An 18,321-nucleotide genomic window follows, 5' to 3' on the forward strand; every position below is an offset into this window, starting at 1 on the left:
GCTCCGGCATCTCGTCGTCGGTGGCGGCGGCAACGGCCACCGCAGCGGCAGCGACCGGTCCGACGGGGCCCTGCGCGGCCGGCGGCTGTGGTGCCGCCGGGGCAACGCTCGCCGCAGGCATCGGCTGGGCGACCGCCGGGTAGGGCGCGCGCATGCCCGGGGCCATCGATTGGCCGCGGACGATGTTCTGCTCCACCACCACGTCGCTCGGCCCGCCGACCAGCACCAGATGCTCCACATTGTCCCGCCGCACCAGGACGAGCCGGCGGCGGGTGTCGATATGGGCCTGGTCCATGATCGCCAGCCGCGGCTGGCGGGTGCGCCCGCCATGGCCGAAACCGGTCCGGGTCAGGCGCCGCATGATCCACAGGAAGGCCGCAAGCAGGGCAAAGACGATCACGAAGGCGATCACGACCTGGATGCCGCGCGCCCAGCCGGCGCTCATGCCGAAGGTCTCCATCAGCCAGTCACTCATGCGGTTCGGTCTCCCGACGTAACGAACGGTGCGCGCGCGAATCTCGCGCCGTTTCCGGCAAGGTTAACAGAAGCCGGCAAATGTTGCCGCATGCCCGTTTCCGCGCGGTTCAAACGCCGCAGGCAATGCCAGCAATCAAGCCGTTTCTTCCGGCAACATGGTTACCCGATCGTTAAGCGCGTTAACACCCCGTTAACCATGAAGCCGGCAAGATATGCCGGACTGTTCGATGCGCAAGGGGATTCACCGTGGCGTTCACCGACTTGCGGCTGTTCCAGGCGTTGCGGACGAAGATGCATTGGCACCAGGTGCGCCAGGGCGTCCTCGCCGAGAACATCGCCAATGCGGACACGCCCGACTTCGAGGGCAAGGACCTCAAGAAGATCAGCTTCGACCGGGCGCTTGTCCAGACGCAGCCCGGAATCGGTGCGGCGCTGACCCATCCGATGCACATCCCCGTTTCGCCCGGCGATCCGCGGTTTTCCGAGAAGGACGACGAGTTCCAACTGACCCCGAACGGCAACGGCGTGACGCTGGAAGAGGAGATGATGAAGATCACCTCCAACCAGATGGACTACCAGACCGCGACGACGCTCTATTCGCGCGGCCTCGGCATTCTGAAGCTTGCCGTGCGCAACCGCTGACGGCGCCTTTGCGCCAGAAAGGACTGATCCGGCATGGATTTTCTGAAGTCGATCATGGTCGCCGCCTCGGGCCTCAGGGCCCAGAACGGCCGCATGCGGGTGATCGCCGAAAACATCGCCAACGCCGATTCCACGGCGCGCACGCCGGAGGGCGATCCCTACCGGCGCAAGATCCCGACCTTCGTGACGAAGTTCGACCGGGAGCTTGAGGCGTCGACCGTGAAGCTCGGGCGCGTCGCCGAGGACCGTTCGGATTTCAACACCCGATACGAGCCCGGCCATCCGGCGGCGGACGCCAATGGCTACGTCAAGATGCCGAACGTCAACACGCTGATCGAGACCGTCGACATGCGCCAGGCCCAGCGCAGCTACGAAGCCAATCTCAACGTGATCCGCTCGACGCGCAGCATGCTGCAGCGGACCGTCGATATCCTCAGGGGGTAACCGCGGCTGACCGCCCGCCCTTCCGCCTTCGCCAGACGAGGACAGGACAATGACCACACCCACCGTTGCCGCCAACGCCTATAACGCCGCCCTCCGGCTGGCGAATCAGTCAAACTCGGGCAAAGCTGTCGATGCCAAGGAGGCGCTGGCCCGGCCGGATTTCGCCAACCTGGTCACCGATGCGGCAAAGGAGGTCGTCAGTGACGGCCGCGCCGCGGAAACCAAGGCGGTCGACATGCTGCAGGGCAAGGCGAGCGTCGTCGACGTGGTCACCGCGGTGGCCGAGACGGAAGTGGCGCTGGAGACCATGGTGTCGGTGCGCGACAAGGTGATCGCCGCCTACGAACAGATCATGCGGATGCCGATCTGACCGTTGCGGCATCTGACAAGGGGTGGGGCCATGACCGGCCTTGAAGTTCTTGACGTCGCCCGCGAGGGCATCTGGACGCTGATCAAGGTGGCCAGCCCGATGATGATCGTCGGACTGGCCGTCGGCGTCGTCGTCGCCCTGTTCCAGGCACTGACGCAGATCCAGGAAATGACGCTGGTCTTCGTGCCGAAGATCCTCGCCATCTTCTTTGCCATGATGGTCTCGCTGCCCTTCATCGGACAGGTGCTGTCGACCTATATGGCCCGGCTGACCGATCTCATCGTCGCCGGGTAGGCCGGCCGTGACGATCACCCTTTTACCCTCCATCGCCGCCATCTTCATGCTGATGTTCGCGCGCTTCGGCACCATGCTGATGCTGATGCCGGCACTCGGCGAGACGTCGATCTCCATGCAGGCCCGGCTCGGCTTTGCGGTGCTCCTGACGCTGGTGATGTATCCGGCTGCCGCGCCGCTCTATCCCGTCGGCGTCGACATCACCATCCCGCGCCTCATCGCGCTCGGCGGCGGCGAGATGCTGGTCGGCTTCACCATCGGCCTGTCGACGCGCCTGCTGCTGTCCGTGGCCACGGTCGCCGGCACGACGATCGCCAGCCAGAGCGGCCTTGCCTTCGCCCAGGCGGTCGATCCGGCGCAAGGGATCCAGGGCGCGCTGTTCGCCAACTTCATCGGCCTGCTCGGCACCACCCTGATCTTCGCCACCGACCTCCATCACGTGGCGATTGCCGGCGTCCACGACAGCCTGACGCTGTTTCCGCCGGGCACCATCCCGCCGGTCGGCGATGCCGCGCAGATGGTGCTGATGGTCATCACCTCGTCGTTCGAAGTGGCGCTGCAGATCTCCGCGCCGTTCCTCGTCTTCGGCCTGGTGTTTTATTTCGGTCTCGGGCTGCTCAACCGCCTGATGCCGCAGATCCAGATCTTCTTCATCGCGATGCCGGCCAACATCCTCATGGGCCTCATCCTGATGTTCCTCCTGATCGGTGCGATCATGACCGCCTATGTCGGCCATATCGAAGCCGGCCTGACGCGCTTCCTGGTGCAGTAGGAGCGCGCCGTGGCCGACGATACCGACCAGTCAGAAAAGACAGAAGAACCCACACAAAAACGGCTCGACGACGCCCTGAAGAAGGGCGACGTGGCCAAGAGCCAGGAGGTCTCGTCCTGGTTCGCCATGGCCGGCATCGCCATCGTCGTCGCCATGCTGTCGCCGCACATGGCCGGAGCCCTCGGCAAATCGCTGAAGGGATACCTGGAGCACGCCGGCACCATTCCCATCGATGGCGGGGCGCTGCAGCACCTGTTCTGGCAATCGGGCGCGGCGTTCGCCGGTGCGCTCATCCTGCCGATGCTTCTGCTTGCCGCGATCGCGGTCGCCGGCAGCCTCGTCCAGCACCAGATGGTCTGGTCGCTGGAGCCGATCAAGCCGAAGCTGTCCAAGATCTCGCCGGCGTCCGGCTTCAAGCGCCTCTTCTCGCGCGAGAGCCTGTTCAACTTCGCCAAGGGCGTGGTGAAGATCGGCATCGTCGCAACGCTGATGGTGATCGTCATCTATCCGGAGCGCGACCGGCTCGACACCATGATGACCGCCGACGTCAACGTGATCCTGGCGATCCTGCGCGAACTGGTGCTGAAGCTGCTCGGCGCGATCATCGCCGTGATGACGGTGGTCGCCGGCCTCGACTTCATGTGGCAGCGCCAGCGCTGGCACGAAAAGCAGAAGATGACGCTGCGCGAGATCAAGGACGAGTACAAGCAGACCGAAGGCGATCCGGCGGTCAAGGCAAAGATCCGCCAGCTTCGCAACGAGCGCAGCCGGCGCCGGATGATGGCCAAGGTGCCGGAGGCGACCGTGGTCATCACCAACCCGACCCACTTTGCCGTGGCGCTGCAATACGAGCGCGGCATGAACGCGCCGCTCTGCGTTGCCAAGGGCACCGATGCGGTCGCCCTCAGGATCCGCGCGGTCGCCAAGGAACACGAGGTGCCGACCATCGAGAATCCGCCGCTCGCGCGTACGCTCTACGCCGCCGTCGACATCGACGAGGAGATTCCCGAGGCGCAATACCGTGCAGTCGCCGAGGTCATCGGCTATATCATGCGTCAGAAGTCGTCCAAGGGGTGGCGGGCGACGTAACGGGAAACGACGCCGGGACGCTTAAGGGCAGCGGCCGGTGGCGGCAGAGGGCGATCCGGCAACGATCTGGGGACGGGTTTTTTGCGACGGCAATCTTCATTGCAATTGACGTTTGGCCGGGGAATGCTCTCCGGCACGCCTGAATCGCCTGCGGGAGACCCATGAGCCGTATCGACGCCGCGCCGTCCGCCAGGGAGCCGATCATCGACCGCACCGAGCGGACGGGCAATATCGGCCTCCTGATCTTCCTCGCCGTGGCGCTGGTCACGGCGGCCGGGGCGTTCGCGTTCATGAGCCGCGAGCAGGCCGAACCCTATGTGCTGGCGCTGCTCGGCGTGCTCGCCGTCATTGGCGTCTTTTCCCTCTTTGCCGGCGCCATCGGGCTCATCAAATTCGCCGGCAAGTCCCAGAACCACGCGCTCGCCAAGGCGTTCCTCGATTCCATGAGCGAGGGCACCATCGTCGTCGATGCGGACGGCCGCATCGTCTATGCCAACAAGTCCTATGCCGACCTCGTCGGCGCCGAGACCCCGCGCGACGTGCGCACCGTGGAGCGGGTGTTTTCGGGCGATCCGAGCGTGACGGAAACGGTGTTCCGGCTGGCCCAGGCGGGCCGCGAGGGGCGGCCGGCGAGCGAGGAGATCCGGCTCGGCCATTCGCTCGGCGAGAGCACGGGCGGGGCGCGCTGGTATCGCATCCGGGTGCGGCCGTTCCAGGTCGAGGGCGGCGGCAAGGCGGAGCGCAACCTGACGGTCTGGCGGGTCGCCGACATCACCCGCGACCGCGACGAACAGGAGAATTCGTTCCAGGAGCTGCAGCGGGCGATCGACTTCCTCGACCATGCGCCGGCCGGCTTCTTTTCCGCCGACGCGAGCGGGCGGCTGCTCTACATCAACGCAACGCTCGCCGACTGGCTCGGCTATGACCTTGCCCAGTTCGACGTCGGCTCGATCATGCTCGCCGACATCGTCCAGGGCGACGGCACGGTGCTGTTTGATTCCATCTCCGGCGAGCCGGGCAAGACGGTGACCGAGCTGATCGACCTCGACCTCGTCAAGCGCAACGGCCAGAGCCTGCCGGTGCGGCTGATGCATCGGGTGCCGTTCGGCACGGAAGGCCTGCGCGGCGAAAGCCGGACGCTGGTGCTCAACCGCTCGCCCGGCGAGGACATCTCCGAATCGCTGAGGGCGGCCGAGGTCCGGTTCACCCGGTTCTTCAACAACACGCCGATCGCCATTGCCTCGGTCGACCGGCAGGGCCGGATCGGACGCACCAATGCCCCGTTCATGCGGCTGTTCGGCGAGGTTGCCAAGGCCGAGGCCGGCGCGCCGGCGCATCTCACCGACGTGGTCGCGGAGGAAAACCGCGAACGGCTCGGCGCCGCGCTTGCCGCGGCCGGTGCCGGCAAGGGCGAGATCCCGCCCTTCGACGTCGCCCTGGAGGGCAACAAGAACCGCTTCGTCAGGTTCTACGTCTCCGCCGTCGAAGAGGGCGCCCACGACGCCGACGTCGACAGCGAGGCGGAAGCGGCGATCGTCTATGCGCTGGAGACCACCGAACAGCGGGCGCTGGAGGCGCAGTTCGCCCAGAGCCAGAAGATGCAGGCGATCGGCCAGCTCGCCGGCGGCGTCGCCCACGACTTCAACAACATGCTGACGGCGATCATCGGTTTTTCCGACCTTCTGCTGGCCAGCCACCGGCCGAGCGACCCGGCCTTCCAGGACATCATGAACATCAAGCAGAACGCCAACCGGGCCGCCGGCCTGGTGCGGCAACTGCTTGCCTTCTCGCGCCGCCAGACGCTGCGCCCGCAGGTGCTGGAGCTGGGCGAGGTGATGACCGACCTTTCCGTGCTGCTCGACCGACTGCTCGGTGAACAGGTGCAGCTCAAGGTCGTCCACGGCCGGGATCTCTGGCCGGTGATGGCCGACCTGAACCAGTTCGAGCAGGTGATCATCAACCTTGCCGTTAACGCCCGCGACGCGATGGAGCAATCCGGCACCCTGACCATCCGTACCTCCAATGTGGGGCCGGAGGAGACGGCGGCCTTCGACTTCCAGGGCCTGCCGGATGCCGAGTTCGTGCGCATCGAGGTCATCGACACCGGCACCGGCATGCCGCCGGAGGTGATGGAGAAGATCTTCGAGCCGTTCTTCTCCACCAAGGAGGTCGGCAAGGGGACGGGCCTGGGCCTGTCCACCGTCTACGGCATCGTCAAGCAGACCGGCGGCTACGTCTATCCGGAATCGGAGGTCGGCAAGGGCACGACCTTCAACATCTTCCTGCCGCGCCACGTGGAGGAGGCGGTCCCCGCCGAGACCAGGAAGCAGGTGGCCGAGGCGCCGCAGCTCAGCGACCTCACGGGCGATGCCACCATCCTCCTCGTCGAGGACGAGGAGGCGGTCCGCGCCTTTGCCGCCCGGGCGCTTGCCTCGCGCGGCTACACCGTCCACGAGGCGAGTTCCGGCAGCGAGGCGCTGGAGGTGCTGGACGGCGAGAACGGCGCCGTCGACCTCGTCGTCTCCGACGTGGTGATGCCGGAGATGGACGGCCCGTCTCTCCTGAGGGAGCTGCGCAAGCGCCGGCCGGACCTGAAGATCATCTTCGTGTCCGGCTATGCCGAAGACGCCTTTGCCAAGAACCTGCCGGAGAACGAGAAATTCGGCTTCCTGCCGAAGCCCTTCACGCTGAAGCAGCTTGCGACGGCGGTGAAGGAAGCGCTCGGGCAGTAGCCGGCCTACAACACCGCCGCCGGCTCCGCTTCCGCCCGTGCGGCCTGCAGATCGTCCAGATTGTCCTCGATCCAGTCGACCAGCGCCTCCACGCGTATGGCGGCCTCGCGACCAAGCGGCGTGAGGCTGTACTCCACATGGGGCGGCACCACCGGAAAGGCGGTGCGGTCGACGAGGCCGTCCGTCTCAAGCGCGCGCAGGGTCTGCGCCAGCATCTTCTCGCTGACGCCCGACACCTTGCGGCGCAGTTCGGCGAAGCGATGGGTCCCGCCCGACAGCGCCACCAGCACCAGGACGCCCCAGCGGCTGGTGATGTGCTGCAGGATCTGCCGCGAGGGGCACGCCTCGCTGAAGACGTCGCCCCGGGCCAGCTTTTCTGCGATACCGGAGGCCGGCAGATGCGTGCGTTCGGTCATGGCGTTTTCCAAAAGTTCATACTTACCTTTTTGTAGGTACTTTCAAAAAGTTTGCAAGGCCATACCTTGGAGGTCCTGACAGACAAAACCAAGGAAATTTCATCATGATCGTCGTTACCGGAGCCTCCGGCCAGCTCGGCCGCCTCGTCATCGCGGAACTGCTCCAGAAAGTCCCGCCGGAGGAAATCGTCGCCGCGGTGCGCACGCCGGAAAAGGTGTCCGATCTTGCCGACAAGGGCGTTACCGTGCGCGTTGCCGACTATGACCGGCCGGAGACCCTTGCGACCGCCTTTGCGGGCGCGGACAAGGTCCTGCTGATCTCGGGCAGCGAGGTCGGCAAGCGGGCGCCGCAGCACCGGGCCGTCATCGAAGCCGCCAAGGCAGGCGGCGTCGGTCTTCTCGCCTATACCAGCCTTTTGCATGCCGACACCTCGCCGCTCGGCCTTGGCGTCGAGCACCGGGAGACCGAGGCGGCCCTGGCGGCCTCCGGCGTGCCGCACGTGCTCCTCCGGAACGGCTGGTACACCGAGAACTACGCCGCCTCGATCCCGCCCGCGCTCGCCCACGGCGTCTTCCTCGGCGCTGCCGGCGAGGGACGGATCGCGTCGGCCGCCCGCGCGGACTACGCCGCTGCTGCTGCGGCCGTTCTGACGAGCGACGGACACGCCGGAAAGGTCTATGAGCTTGCCGGCGACGATTTTTACACGCTGGCGGAATTCTCCGCCGCCATCGCGCGCCTCTCCGGCAAGGAGGTCGCCTACAACGATCTGCCTGAGGCCGAATTCAAGGCAGCACTCCTCGGCGCCGGACTGCCGGAGCCGTTCGCCGCGCTGCTGGCGGATTCCGATGCCGGCGCCGCCAAGGGTGCGCTGTTCGACGACTCCGGGACGCTGTCGACCCTGATCGGCCGTCCGACGACGCCCTATGAAGAGGTGGTCAAGGCAACGCTCGAGCAGTAGGAGCGGCGGAGTTTGTGGGTGGCGCTGCGAGGGTCCGTCGTCCTCAGCGTCACCCCGGCCGGAGCGCAGCGGAGAGCCGGGCCTATTGCCCCTGTCCATTCGGCATTCAGATGCTCGTCGCCCACGCCGCTTCTGGATTGCTTCGCTCCGTTCGCAATGACGGATTCCCCAATGCATTCAATGTCATTGCGAGGAGGCCGCCAGGCCGACGCGGCAATCCAGGAGCCTTGACGTTCACCACCGTTCCGGAAGCTATCGCCTGAGCGAGCCTTGGACGGACGTCAGAACGTGTCGCCGGTGGAAAAGCCGTCTCCGCCACCACCGCCGAAATCGCCGCCGCCTCCGCCGCCGCCCCAGGGGCCGCCGCCGCCGGGGATGCCCGGGAAGCCGCCGCCGATGGGGCCGCGTCGTGGTGCGTGTCGGTGGCCGCGCTCGATGCGGCTCCAGTAGTCGCGTCCGCTCATGCCGCCGCGCAGGAACTCGCCGAGCACCGAGCCGATGATGGCGTCGTCCGCGAAATTCGAGCCGTAGTCGTCGTAGCGCCGGCGGCGGAAGTCCTGGGCGACCTCGGTGAGTTCGTCGCGGCGCCGGGAAATGCGCCGCAGATCCTTGCGCGCGGTCTCGATGACCATGTCGCAGTCGTGCATGTCGTCGTAAGTCTTCTCGATCCGCTCAAGGATGCGCTCGTCCTCCGGCGAGGGGGTCTGCTTGGCCTCCTTCCAGAGCCGGCGGGTATCGTCGTCCTTCAGCGAATCACCGAGCGCGGCAACGGCGGCATTGAAGGTCTCGTCCTCGCCGGAGGCGACCCGGTCCTCCTCGGCGCGCAGGCGGTCGAGCTCGCCGTTCAACTCGCCGAAGCGCTTGTCGAAGGCATGGATTTCGGTGCGCAGCTTTGCCATCTGCACATCGAGCCCGGCGCCGCCGACCCGCTCCAGGGCGTCCTTTTCCAGCGCCTTCAGTTTGGCCAGCTCGCCCTGCGCCTTTTCCTTCATCTTCTCGACGTGCTCACGCAGGCGCTTCGGGATCTCCGTCAGCATGGCGTAGTTCGGCCTTGCGTCCTGATAGCGCACGAGCCCGGCGACCCAGGCATCGAGCATGCGGGCGATGTTGCCGGCCTTGTAGCGCGAGGTGCCGTAGCCGCGCTCCCACAGATACATGAACAGCGGATCGGCCTCGTAGGGCGCGCCCTTTTCCTTGCGGTCGCTTTCTGCCGTCTCGGCCTTTCTCTCGGCCTCGCCGATCACCTTGGCGGCGGCCTCCACGATGGCATGCTGCTTCTGCCAGGCTTCGTTGTCGGCGAGCACGTTTTCCGCCTCCGCCGAGGCCGCATCGAGCTTTTCGCCGGCGGCTTCCAGCGCCTTCGTCCGATCGGTGCGGAGCTGGGCCAGCTTTTCCAGGTCCGTCTCGACCTTTTCGCGCCGTGCGGTGATCTCGGCGACGACGTCCTTTCGCTCGGCGAGCAATTGCCGGGCGCGCTTGGCGGAGGTGTCGAGCCGGCCGCGCAGGGCCTTTCCGGCGTGGTCGTCGAGGCGGAAGCGGGCGAGGTCCTGATAGGCGTCGGTCTGCTCGGCCTGGACGGCGGCGAGCCGCTCGGTCGCCGCCTGAAGGCGGCCCTTGACGTCGTTTTCCTCTCGCCGGAGATCGGCAAGGGCCTGTTCGATCGATGACAAGGCGTTGCGGCCGCTGATCATGCTTTCCGTCCCGCTACCACTTGGTTATCCGTCCGTCCTCGACCGCGACCGACCAGCGCGGCTCCAGGAAGCCGCGCTGCTTCACGCCGATGCGGGCCTCGTCGACGATGCCGTCGCGCCGCTTGTCGCGGCCGACCCGGTCGTAGACCGATTTCGGCACGCGCACGCCCCATTGCTCGACGGTTGTCGTCGTGCCGTCCTCCTCGCTCTTGATCGGCAGCGGCACTACAGTGCCGTTGCGGTCGATCGCCTCGACGATGAGGTAGTAGTTGCGGGCCTGGCGGTTGACGTCGGGAATGCGCGAGGCGCCCGACGGCGTGCCCGGCCGCGAGACGATCATCACGTCATAGGCCTGGCGAAGCTGCGCCTGCAGGGCGTTCAGATCGGCCACCGCCTTGCGCGCGGCCGCAGCGTTTTCCGCCTTTGCGGCGGCAAGGCCATCGTTGGCGATGGCGGTCGCGCGGTCAATGACGGCGGGGTCCTTGGCGTCCCGCGAGATCGCGGCCAGCGTCGTCTCGATCTGGCGCGGGATGCCTGTCGTCAGTTGCGCCGTCAGCTCCGCGGCCGCCTGCTGTTGCGGCCGCTCCAGGAGGAAATACCAGCCGGCGACGGCGAGCACGACGACGACGACGATGCCGCCGATCCATTTGGCGAATGAACCGCGGCGGATGTAGAGGAGGGCGAGGGTGCGCGAGAAGCCGGCATCGGGCGGCGAATAGACGAAGCGCTCCTCGGCGAGCGCGGCAACGCCCTGCGCCAATATCTCGTCCGTCACCTCGATGCCCTGGTTGCGGTAGATCTCGCGCAGGCGATCGACGAGCTGGTCCTCGCGCAGATCCGCGGCGAGTTCTCGCGTCACCAGCCGGTCGCGATGGCGCAACGTGTCGACCACGTCCATCGCCATCATCAGTTCGTCGAGCGGCTGGTCTTTTTTCTGCGCCGTATCGGACATGGTCGCAGCCCCCGGTCGGTCGTGGAGGGGCACCGGTACCCGCCGGTGCCCCTGCCGTTACTGCTTACCCGCGTTCGGCGAGGACCTGGTTGCCCTCGGCGGCGAGCCGCGCCAGCCGGCGCTTGCCGTCCTCCACCGCGTCGCGGATCTCCGCGGAGTTCTTGGTGGAGAGGTCGCGCATCTCGTTGATGATCTCGCGCGAGCGGGTCTGGAAGTTGACGACGGAATCGACCAGCTTCTTGACCGCATCGGCGCGGATCGTCGGGCCGTAGCCGGCCTTGATCGCCTCTTCCTGGACGATGTCGCCGATCTCCGCCAGCGTCTCCAGGCTCTTCGACACGCCTTCCTTCATCTCGTTCAGCGTCTCGGTCGCCTCGTGCAGGCCGAAAAGGCCGGTGAAGGAGGCCTTCAGCGCCGTCAGCACCGTCTCGTTGGTGGAAAAGAACGACACGGACTGCTGGTAGACCCTCTCCTTGGCGCTGGTCGTCTGCATCAGCCGGGCCATGACGACTTCGGAGGTGTTGTAGCCGATGGTCAGATTGTCGGAGAGGTCCTTGGCGATCTGGTAGCGGCCTTCCTCGGACTGCATCTCGCGCAGGCGCTCGTCGCGGGCCATTTCCAGCCGGGCCTTCTCGGCCGGCTTGTCGCCGGCATAGTCGGCAACGAGCGTGGAGGCGTCGTTCAGCCGTTCCTTGGTGGCCTGGAGCCGCTTTTCCGCGGTCTCCAGCACCTCAAGCGCCAGCACCTCGGCCTGCTTCAGGGCGCCGCGGAAGTCGCGGTAGGAATCGAGGATGACCTTCTCGCGCTTGATCTGGTCCTTGGTGTCGCTGGCGACGTCCAGATAGATCTCCTGGACCTTGTCGAAGCGGCTGGAGATGTCGCCGCGGGCGATCTTCATCCAGATGTTCTGGGCGCGCTCGAAGATGTCGATCTTGCCGTCGTCGAGCTGGTCGACCATCGACTTGGCATCGTCGCGGATCGAGTTGAAGCCCTCGGTGATCTCCTCATAGCGCTGGCCGATATTCATCGCCGAGATCTGCTCGCGGACCACCTCGTTGAAGACGGACTGCTGGTTGAGCGTGCGGTTGATGATGACGATGCGGTCGGGGTCGAGTTCGGAAATCTGTTCCAGGAGCGCGGTCACCGGCGTCTCCTCGGGTACGTTTTCGGGGAAAACCCCCATGTCCCGGAGCGCGGTCGTCGCGCGGTCGAGATACTGCATCGGCTTCAAGGCCACGTCGCTCATCGTCTGTTTCCCTCCTGAAACGCCGGTGTTCTGCCTGTCCCGGTTGCGGCAGAACGATAGCCGGTCGCCTTGCCTCATACCAGCGGAATGGTGCCCGGAACGGGGCATAAGTGGGGAGGGGCATTTCGGAGCGCAAGGCAAAAATGGCCGGCAGCCGGACGAGGCAGACGGGCAATTCTCCGACGCCGCCACTTTCGGCTGAGCCGGGCGCTTTCCGAATCGCAAGCGGGGCCGTCGTTGCCGCCCGATCCGCGCCATTGCGGCGCGGTTGCGGGCCGCACGCCGTCCGCCCGCTCGCGAAAACCCACGGGACATATTTAGAACATTTTTCCATTTCATCAATTTTTACAGTATCTTAAAAGGGCCTTTCCAGTTCGGAACAAAACATGTACAATTGTCTTAGTTTGAACCGGCGCGCGGGCCGTGAAATAAGGGATCAGAGTTATGGGTCAGGCAGCACTTCGCCTCGTAGAGGGTAAATCCATGGACAAGTCCAAGGCGCTGGACGCGGCGCTGACGCAGATCGAACGTGCCTTCGGCAAGGGGTCGATCATGAAGCTCGGCCAGGGCCAGGTGGTGGAGACCGAGACCGTCTCCACAGGCTCGCTCGGGCTCGACATCGCGCTCGGCATCGGCGGCCTGCCGAAGGGCCGGGTGATCGAGATCTACGGGCCGGAATCGTCCGGCAAGACGACGCTGGCGCTGCAGACCATCGCCGAGGCCCAGAAGACCGGCGGCATCTGCGCCTTCGTCGACGCGGAACACGCGCTCGACCCGATCTATGCCCGCAAGCTCGGCGTCAATCTCGACGAACTGCTGATCTCGCAGCCGGACACCGGCGAGCAGGCGCTGGAGATTGCCGACACGCTGGTGCGCTCCGGCGCCGTCGACATCTTGGTCATCGACTCGGTCGCCGCGCTGACGCCGCGGGCCGAGCTGGAGGGCGAGATGGGCGAATCCCTGCCGGGCCTGCAGGCGCGGCTGATGAGCCAGGCGCTCCGCAAACTTACCGGCTCGATCTCCAAGTCGAACTGCATGGTCGTCTTCATCAACCAGATACGCATGAAGATCGGCGTCATGTTCGGCAATCCGGAGACGACCACCGGCGGCAACGCCCTGAAGTTCTATGCCTCCGTGCGCCTCGACATCCGCCGCATCGGCGCCATCAAGGACCGCGACGAGGTGGTCGGTAACCAGACCCGGGTCAAGGTGGTCAAGAACAAGATGGCGCCGCCGTTCCGCCAGGTCGAGTTCGACATCATGTATGGCGAGGGCATCTCCAAGATGGGCGAACTCCTCGACCTCGGCGTCAAGGCCGGCATCGTGGAGAAGTCCGGCGCCTGGTTCTCCTATGACAGCCAGCGTCTCGGCCAGGGCCGGGAGAACGCCAAGCAGTTCCTGCGCGAGAACCCGGACATCGCGGGCACCATCGAGATGTCGATCCGCCAGAATGCCGGGCTGATCGCCGAGCAGATCCTGCAGGACGGCCCCGGCGACGAGGACGACGTCGCCGTCGGCAGCTAGAACGCCGCGCGGGCGGGCGTCCCGGGGTCGTATTGCACCCCGGTGACGAACGGTCCAAAAACCCTATATGAGAGCCGGCGCGGCCCGATGGCGGCGCCGGCTTTTTGCGTCATCGGGGCCGTGAAACGGGCGTGGCGCCGCGGCATGGCCAGGTCCTCCGGCGCCGGGCGGTGGCGCGCGCGAGCTCGGTGGACAGCATGATACCGGCGCGCTAAACCTGCCGCAGAAATCCTCCGGCCGCGCCGGGCCGACAGCAAGGGCATTGGACATCCATGAGTGGCGTCAACGAGATCCGGTCTTCCTTCCTCGACTTCTTTGCCAGGAACGGTCACGAGATCGTCTCCTCCGGCCCGCTCGTGCCGCGCAACGATCCGACGCTGATGTTCACCAATGCCGGCATGGTGCAGTTCAAGAATGTCTTCACCGGCCTTGAGACCCGGCCCTATGACCGGGCGGTGACGTCGCAGAAATGCGTGCGCGCCGGCGGCAAGCACAACGACCTCGACAATGTCGGCTATACCGCCCGGCACCACACCTTCTTTGAGATGCTCGGCAACTTCTCCTTCGGCGACTACTTCAAGGAGCGCGCCATCGAGCTTGCCTGGACGCTCGTCACCAAGGAATTCGGCCTGCCGGCGCACCGGCTGCTGGTCACCGTCTTTGCCGAGGACGACGATGCGTTCGATCTGTGGAAGAAGATCGCCGGCCTGCCGGACGAGCGCATCATCCGCATCGCCACCTCGGACAATTTCTGGGCGATGGGCGAGACCGGACCGTGCGGGCCGTGCTCGGAGATCTTTTTCGACCATGGTGAGGACATCCCGGGCGGTCCTCCGGGATCGCCGGACGAGGACGGCGACCGCTTCATCGAGATCTGGAACCTCGTCTTCATGCAGTTCGAGCAGGTGACGAAGGACGAGCGGGTCTCGCTGCCGCGCCCGTCGATCGACACCGGCATGGGCCTTGAGCGCATCGCCGCCGTCCTGCAGGGCGTCCACAACAATTACGACATCGACCTGTTCCGGGCGCTGATCGGCGCCTCGGAGGACGCGACCGGCGTTGTGGCCGAGGGACCGCACCTCGCCAGCCACCGGGTCATTGCCGACCATCTGCGCGCCACCAGCTTCCTGATCGCCGACGGCGTGCTGCCGTCGAATGAGGGTCGCGGCTATGTGCTGCGCCGGATCATGCGCCGGGCCATGCGCCACGCCCACCTCCTTGGCGCGCGCGACCCGCTGCTCTATCGCTTGGTGCCGACGCTGGTGCGCGAGATGGGCCGGGCCTTCCCGGAACTGGCCCGCGCCGAGGCGCTGGTGACCGAAACCCTGAAGCTGGAAGAAAGCCGGTTCCGGCGCACACTGTCGCGCGGCCTCGGCCTGCTGGAAGAAGCGACGGCCGGGATGGGCGAGGGCGCGACCCTCGACGGCAGCACCGCCTTCAAGCTCTACGACACCTACGGCTTCCCGCTCGACCTCACCGAGGATGCCCTGCGTCCGCGCGGCATCGCCGTTGACACCGACGCCTTCAAGGAAGCGATGGCGCGCCAGAAGGCGGAGGCCCGCGCGGCCTGGGCCGGCTCCGGCGAGGCGGCCACAGAAACCGTCTGGTTCGGCCTTCGCGAGGACCTCGGCGCGACCGAGTTCCTCGGCTACGATGCCATGAAGGCCGAAGGCGTCGTTGCCGCCCTCATCGCCGACGGTGCGCCGGTCGATGCCCTGGAGGCCGGCGCGGAAGGCGCCGTCATCCTCAACCAGACCCCGTTCTATGCCGAGTCCGGCGGCCAGGTCGGCGATATCGGCGTCCTCGTCGGCCCCGGCGGTCGGTTCAAAGTGACGGACGTCGCCAAGAAGGCCGACGGTCTCCACGTCCATATGGGCGTCGTCGAAGAGGGCAGGATGGAGAAGGGCGTTGCCGTGGAGGCTGTCGTCGATGCGGAGCGGCGTGCCGCGATCCGCTCCAACCACTCTGCGACGCACCTCCTCCACGCGGCCCTGCGCAGCATTCTCGGCGACCACGTCACCCAGAAGGGCTCGCTGGTGGCGCCGGACCGGCTGCGCTTCGACTTCGCCCACCCCAAGCCCGTTAATGACGACGAGGCCGAGGCGATCGAGGAGATGGTCAACACGGTCGTGCTGCAGAACGCGCCGGTTGCGACCCGGCTGATGGCGGTCGACGAAGCGATCGAATCCGGCGCCATGGCCCTCTTCGGCGAGAAATACGGCGACGAGGTCCGGGTCGTCACCATGGGCGAGGGCCTGAAAGACCCGGCAAAGCCCTATTCGGTCGAGCTTTGCGGCGGCACCCATGTCGGCCGCACGGGCGATATCGGCCTCTTCACATTGGTCTCGGAAGGCGCAGTCGCCGCGGGCGTGCGCCGCATCGAGGCGCTGACCGGGGCGGCGGCCCGGCGCTATCTGGAAGGCCACGATGCGGCCCTGCAGGATATTGCGGCGCTCCTGAAGGTGACGCCCGACCAGGCGCTGGAGCGCACCAAGACCCTCGTTGAGGAACGGCGCCGGCTCGAAAAGGACCTCGCCGAGGCCCGCAAGAAGCTCGCCCTCGGTGGCGGCGGCGCCAGCACGGACCGGCCCATCCGCGACCTCGGCAAGGTCAAGCTGCTCGCCCGCGCCGTCAGCGGCATCAGTCCGAAAGACCTCAAGGGCCTCGTCGACGACGGCAAGAAGTCCGTCGGCTCCGGCGTCGTCGTCGTCGTCGGCGTTACCGACGAGGGCAAGGCGGGCATCGTCGTCGGCGTCACCGAGGACCTTGCCGGCGCCTACAACGCCGTCGATCTGGTGCGCATCGGCTCCCAGGAGCTCGGCGGCAAGGGCGGCGGCGGCCGGCCCGACATGGCCCAGGCCGGGGGCCCGGACGGCTCGCGGGCCGAGAAGGCAATCGAGGCGATCGAGGCCGCCCTCAGCGCCGCCTGATCGGGACGGACTTTGGGGGTGCGTTTGGCAACGGCAATGCCGGGCACTTCCGACCGTCTGGATCGATGGGCCTGCGGACGACGAGCGTCCATTGCCCGGTTCCTGGTGGAATGGCCTTCGCTCGGGCCGGCTCCGTGCTGGATTGCTTCGCTCTCGCTCGCAATGACGCCCGTTTCAGATTCGATAAATATTTCAACGTCATTGCGAGGAGGCCGGTAGGCCGACGCGGCAATCCACGCGTCGCGGAAGGACCTGGCGGCGTAGATGCGTTCGCTGCGGTGGGCCACGTCTTGTTTCAGGAAATGCGCTCGCAGAGGTTCGTCCAATCTCGCCGGCCGCCTTCTTTTCTCCGTGGCAATTGCAGGCGCGGGCTCGTTATATGGCCTGTCCACTCTACTCCCATTCGCGCTTTAGCAAGTTCTTATCGGAAAGCTGGTAGGGATTTTGCGGGACACGCGGGCGTCTTCCCTCCGGAAGGCGGCGTGACGGACGGGGCAGGGAGTGGCCGCGGGCATGGCCGGGCGGACGAAACAGCGGGTCTTTGAGATCCTGGAGGAAGGCGCTGCCGGCGACAGCGCCAGCCATTTCGTCGACCGGATGCTGGCGCTCCTTGTCATCCTTAATGTCGGCTCGGTGGTGCTGGAGACCGTGCCGGCCTATGGCGAGCGCTATCGCCAGGCGTTCCTCGTCATCGAGCTGGTCTCTCTGTTCGTCTTCACCGTGGAATATGTGCTTCGGCTTTGGACGGCCGACCAGCACGGCGCGCTGCGCCACCTGCCGTCCTGGCTCGCCCGGCTGCGCTACATGGCCTATCCGGCGGCCATCGTCGACCTGCTTGCGATCCTGCCGCTCTATGCGCTGCTGTTCTTCGAGACGACGGATCTGCGCGCGCTGCTGCTCTTCCGCCTCGTGCGGTTCCTGAAGCTGGCGCGCTTCTCGCCGGGCCTCGCCTCGCTCGGCAATGCAGTGATTTCGGAGCGCCGGGCGCTCGTCGGCAGCCTGATCATCATCATGGGCGTGGTGCTGACGTCCGCGACCGTCCTCTACATTGCCGAGCGCACGATCCAGCCGGAGGCCTTCGGTTCGATCCCGGCGGCGATGTGGTGGGCGATCGCGACGCTGACGACGGTCGGCTATGGCGACGTCGTGCCGGTCACCACCTTCGGCAAGGTCGTCGCCGGCATCGTCATGCTGACCGGCTATGCCATGTTCGCCCTGCCGATCGGCATCGTCGCCACGGCCTTTGCCCGGGAAATCCACCAGCGCGACTTCGTCGTCACCTGGGGCATGGTCGCCCGCGTGCCGCTGTTCGCCTCCATGTCGGCGGCGGAGATCGCGGAGGTGATGAAGCTGTTGCGGGCGCAGCGGGTGGAAAAGGGCGCGATCATCTCGCGCGCCGGCGAGGACGCCCACTCCATGTATTTCATCGCGTCGGGCCGGGTCCGCGTGGAATTGCCGAACCAGACGTTCGAACTTTCCGACGGGGCGTTCTTCGGCGAGATCGCCGTGCTGAAACGGACCGCGCGCTCGGCGCACATGACCGCGCTTTCCATCTGCAACCTTCTTGCCCTCGACGCCGCCGACCTGCATGTGCTGATGGATCGCAACCCGACCATCGGTGCGCATATCCGCAAGGTGGTGCGCGAGCGCATCGGCGAGGAGATCGTCACGCCTGGCGGCGACCTGACGGAAGAGGAGATCCGCGCGGCGCGAAAGGCGTCCGACGATCCGGACGACTGACCTTTCCCATTCGCCAAAAAGAAAAGGCGCGCGGGGGATGCCC

16 protein-coding genes are annotated in these 18,321 nt (G+C 66.4%); 11 read left to right on the top strand and 5 right to left on the bottom strand.

What is annotated here, in order from left to right; translation table 11 throughout:
- Positions 1-475 (bottom strand): flagellar biosynthetic protein FliO (locus tag CH339_RS22200; protein WP_245408192.1); only part of this gene is annotated, 475 nt, incomplete at its 3' end.
- 248 nt (positions 476-723) lie between these two features.
- Between CH339_RS22200 and flgB the strand changes: the two genes are divergently transcribed.
- The 7 genes from flgB to cckA all read left to right on the top strand — a co-directional run bounded on the left by flgB (position 724) and on the right by cckA (position 6,820).
- Positions 724-1,119 (top strand): flagellar basal body rod protein FlgB, encoded by a 396-nt coding sequence (gene flgB, locus CH339_RS22205; RefSeq protein WP_111436600.1) that lies wholly within the window; start codon positions 724-726, stop codon positions 1,117-1,119.
- A 33-nt stretch (positions 1,120-1,152) separates the two neighbouring features.
- Positions 1,153-1,563 (top strand): flagellar basal body rod protein FlgC, encoded by a 411-nt coding sequence (gene flgC / locus CH339_RS22210; RefSeq protein WP_111436601.1) that lies wholly within the window; start codon positions 1,153-1,155, stop codon positions 1,561-1,563.
- A gap of 49 nt (positions 1,564-1,612) precedes the next feature.
- The gene (gene fliE / locus CH339_RS22215) at positions 1,613-1,933 is read left to right on the top strand and encodes a flagellar hook-basal body complex protein FliE (RefSeq protein WP_111436602.1); all 321 of its coding nucleotides are present in this window, start codon (positions 1,613-1,615) and stop codon (positions 1,931-1,933) included.
- Between the two features lie 30 nt (positions 1,934-1,963).
- Positions 1,964-2,227: a flagellar biosynthesis protein FliQ gene (gene fliQ / locus CH339_RS22220; RefSeq protein ID WP_111436603.1), complete on the top strand. Its 264-nt coding sequence runs from the start codon at positions 1,964-1,966 to the stop codon at positions 2,225-2,227.
- A 7-nt stretch (positions 2,228-2,234) separates the two neighbouring features.
- A complete protein-coding gene (gene fliR, locus CH339_RS22225; RefSeq protein WP_245408193.1) occupies positions 2,235-2,999 on the top strand; it encodes a flagellar biosynthetic protein FliR in 765 nt (254 codons plus the stop codon).
- Between the two features lie 9 nt (positions 3,000-3,008).
- Positions 3,009-4,088 (top strand): flagellar biosynthesis protein FlhB, encoded by a 1,080-nt coding sequence (flhB, locus tag CH339_RS22230; protein WP_111436604.1) that lies wholly within the window; start codon positions 3,009-3,011, stop codon positions 4,086-4,088.
- A gap of 161 nt (positions 4,089-4,249) precedes the next feature.
- Positions 4,250-6,820 carry a cell cycle histidine kinase CckA gene (cckA, locus tag CH339_RS22235; protein ID WP_111436605.1) on the top strand — a complete coding sequence of 857 codons (2,571 nt, stop codon included), beginning with the start codon at positions 4,250-4,252 and terminating at the stop codon, positions 6,818-6,820.
- 5 nt (positions 6,821-6,825) lie between these two features.
- Here cckA and CH339_RS22240 read toward each other — a convergent pair whose 3' ends face one another.
- Positions 6,826-7,236 carry a winged helix-turn-helix transcriptional regulator gene (locus tag CH339_RS22240; protein ID WP_111436612.1) on the bottom strand — a complete coding sequence of 137 codons (411 nt, stop codon included), beginning with the start codon at positions 7,234-7,236 and terminating at the stop codon, positions 6,826-6,828.
- Between the two features lie 104 nt (positions 7,237-7,340).
- Here CH339_RS22240 and CH339_RS22245 point away from each other — a divergent pair, with 104 nt between their 5' ends.
- A complete protein-coding gene (locus CH339_RS22245) occupies positions 7,341-8,195 on the top strand; it encodes an SDR family oxidoreductase (protein ID WP_111436606.1) in 855 nt (284 codons plus the stop codon).
- 281 nt (positions 8,196-8,476) lie between these two features.
- Here CH339_RS22245 and CH339_RS24840 read toward each other — a convergent pair whose 3' ends face one another.
- The 3 genes from CH339_RS24840 to CH339_RS22260 all read right to left on the bottom strand — a co-directional run bounded on the left by CH339_RS24840 (position 8,477) and on the right by CH339_RS22260 (position 12,084).
- A complete protein-coding gene (locus tag CH339_RS24840) occupies positions 8,477-9,886 on the bottom strand; it encodes a coiled-coil domain-containing protein (RefSeq protein WP_170138623.1) in 1,410 nt (469 codons plus the stop codon).
- A gap of 13 nt (positions 9,887-9,899) precedes the next feature.
- Positions 9,900-10,838, bottom strand: a complete 939-nt coding sequence (locus tag CH339_RS22255; protein ID WP_111436607.1) for a DUF6384 family protein — start codon at positions 10,836-10,838, stop codon at positions 9,900-9,902.
- A gap of 64 nt (positions 10,839-10,902) precedes the next feature.
- Positions 10,903-12,084, bottom strand: a complete 1,182-nt coding sequence (locus CH339_RS22260) for a cell surface protein (RefSeq protein ID WP_111436608.1) — start codon at positions 12,082-12,084, stop codon at positions 10,903-10,905.
- Positions 12,085-12,528: 444 nt separating this feature from the next.
- On the opposite strand from CH339_RS22260, the gene recA reads away from it, so the two are divergent.
- From recA to CH339_RS22275, 3 genes are all read left to right on the top strand, one after another.
- Complete coding sequence (gene recA, locus CH339_RS22265; protein WP_111436609.1) at positions 12,529-13,608, top strand: recombinase RecA; 1,080 nt, start codon at positions 12,529-12,531, stop codon at positions 13,606-13,608.
- A 272-nt stretch (positions 13,609-13,880) separates the two neighbouring features.
- Positions 13,881-16,538, top strand: a complete 2,658-nt coding sequence (gene alaS, locus CH339_RS22270; RefSeq protein ID WP_111436610.1) for an alanine--tRNA ligase — start codon at positions 13,881-13,883, stop codon at positions 16,536-16,538.
- A 513-nt stretch (positions 16,539-17,051) separates the two neighbouring features.
- Complete coding sequence (locus CH339_RS22275) at positions 17,052-18,278, top strand: cyclic nucleotide-gated ion channel (RefSeq protein ID WP_111436613.1); 1,227 nt, start codon at positions 17,052-17,054, stop codon at positions 18,276-18,278.
- Positions 18,279-18,321: the final 43 nt, after the last annotated feature.

Source organism: Rhodobium orientis, assembly GCF_003258835.1.
GTDB classification, from domain to species: domain Bacteria; phylum Pseudomonadota; class Alphaproteobacteria; order Rhizobiales; family Rhodobiaceae; genus Rhodobium; species Rhodobium orientis.

Bases quoted from the DNA above. Each gene is read 5' to 3' on its own strand.
- cckA (WP_111436605.1), top strand. From the start codon at position 4,250: ATGAGCCGTATCGACGCCGCGCCGTCCGCCAGGGAGCCGATCATCGAC.
- recA (WP_111436609.1), top strand. From the start codon at position 12,529: ATGGGTCAGGCAGCACTTCGCCTCGTAGAGGGTAAATCCATGGACAAG.
- CH339_RS22260 (WP_111436608.1), bottom strand. From the start codon at position 12,084: ATGAGCGACGTGGCCTTGAAGCCGATGCAGTATCTCGACCGCGCGACG.
- alaS (WP_111436610.1), top strand. From the start codon at position 13,881: ATGAGTGGCGTCAACGAGATCCGGTCTTCCTTCCTCGACTTCTTTGCC.
- CH339_RS22275 (WP_111436613.1), top strand. From the start codon at position 17,052: ATGGCCGGGCGGACGAAACAGCGGGTCTTTGAGATCCTGGAGGAAGGC.
- flgC (WP_111436601.1), top strand. From the start codon at position 1,153: ATGGATTTTCTGAAGTCGATCATGGTCGCCGCCTCGGGCCTCAGGGCC.
- CH339_RS22240 (WP_111436612.1), bottom strand. From the start codon at position 7,236: ATGACCGAACGCACGCATCTGCCGGCCTCCGGTATCGCAGAAAAGCTG.
- CH339_RS22245 (WP_111436606.1), top strand. From the start codon at position 7,341: ATGATCGTCGTTACCGGAGCCTCCGGCCAGCTCGGCCGCCTCGTCATC.
- CH339_RS24840 (WP_170138623.1), bottom strand. From the start codon at position 9,886: ATGATCAGCGGCCGCAACGCCTTGTCATCGATCGAACAGGCCCTTGCC.
- CH339_RS22255 (WP_111436607.1), bottom strand. From the start codon at position 10,838: ATGTCCGATACGGCGCAGAAAAAAGACCAGCCGCTCGACGAACTGATG.
- fliE (WP_111436602.1), top strand. From the start codon at position 1,613: ATGACCACACCCACCGTTGCCGCCAACGCCTATAACGCCGCCCTCCGG.
- fliQ (WP_111436603.1), top strand. From the start codon at position 1,964: ATGACCGGCCTTGAAGTTCTTGACGTCGCCCGCGAGGGCATCTGGACG.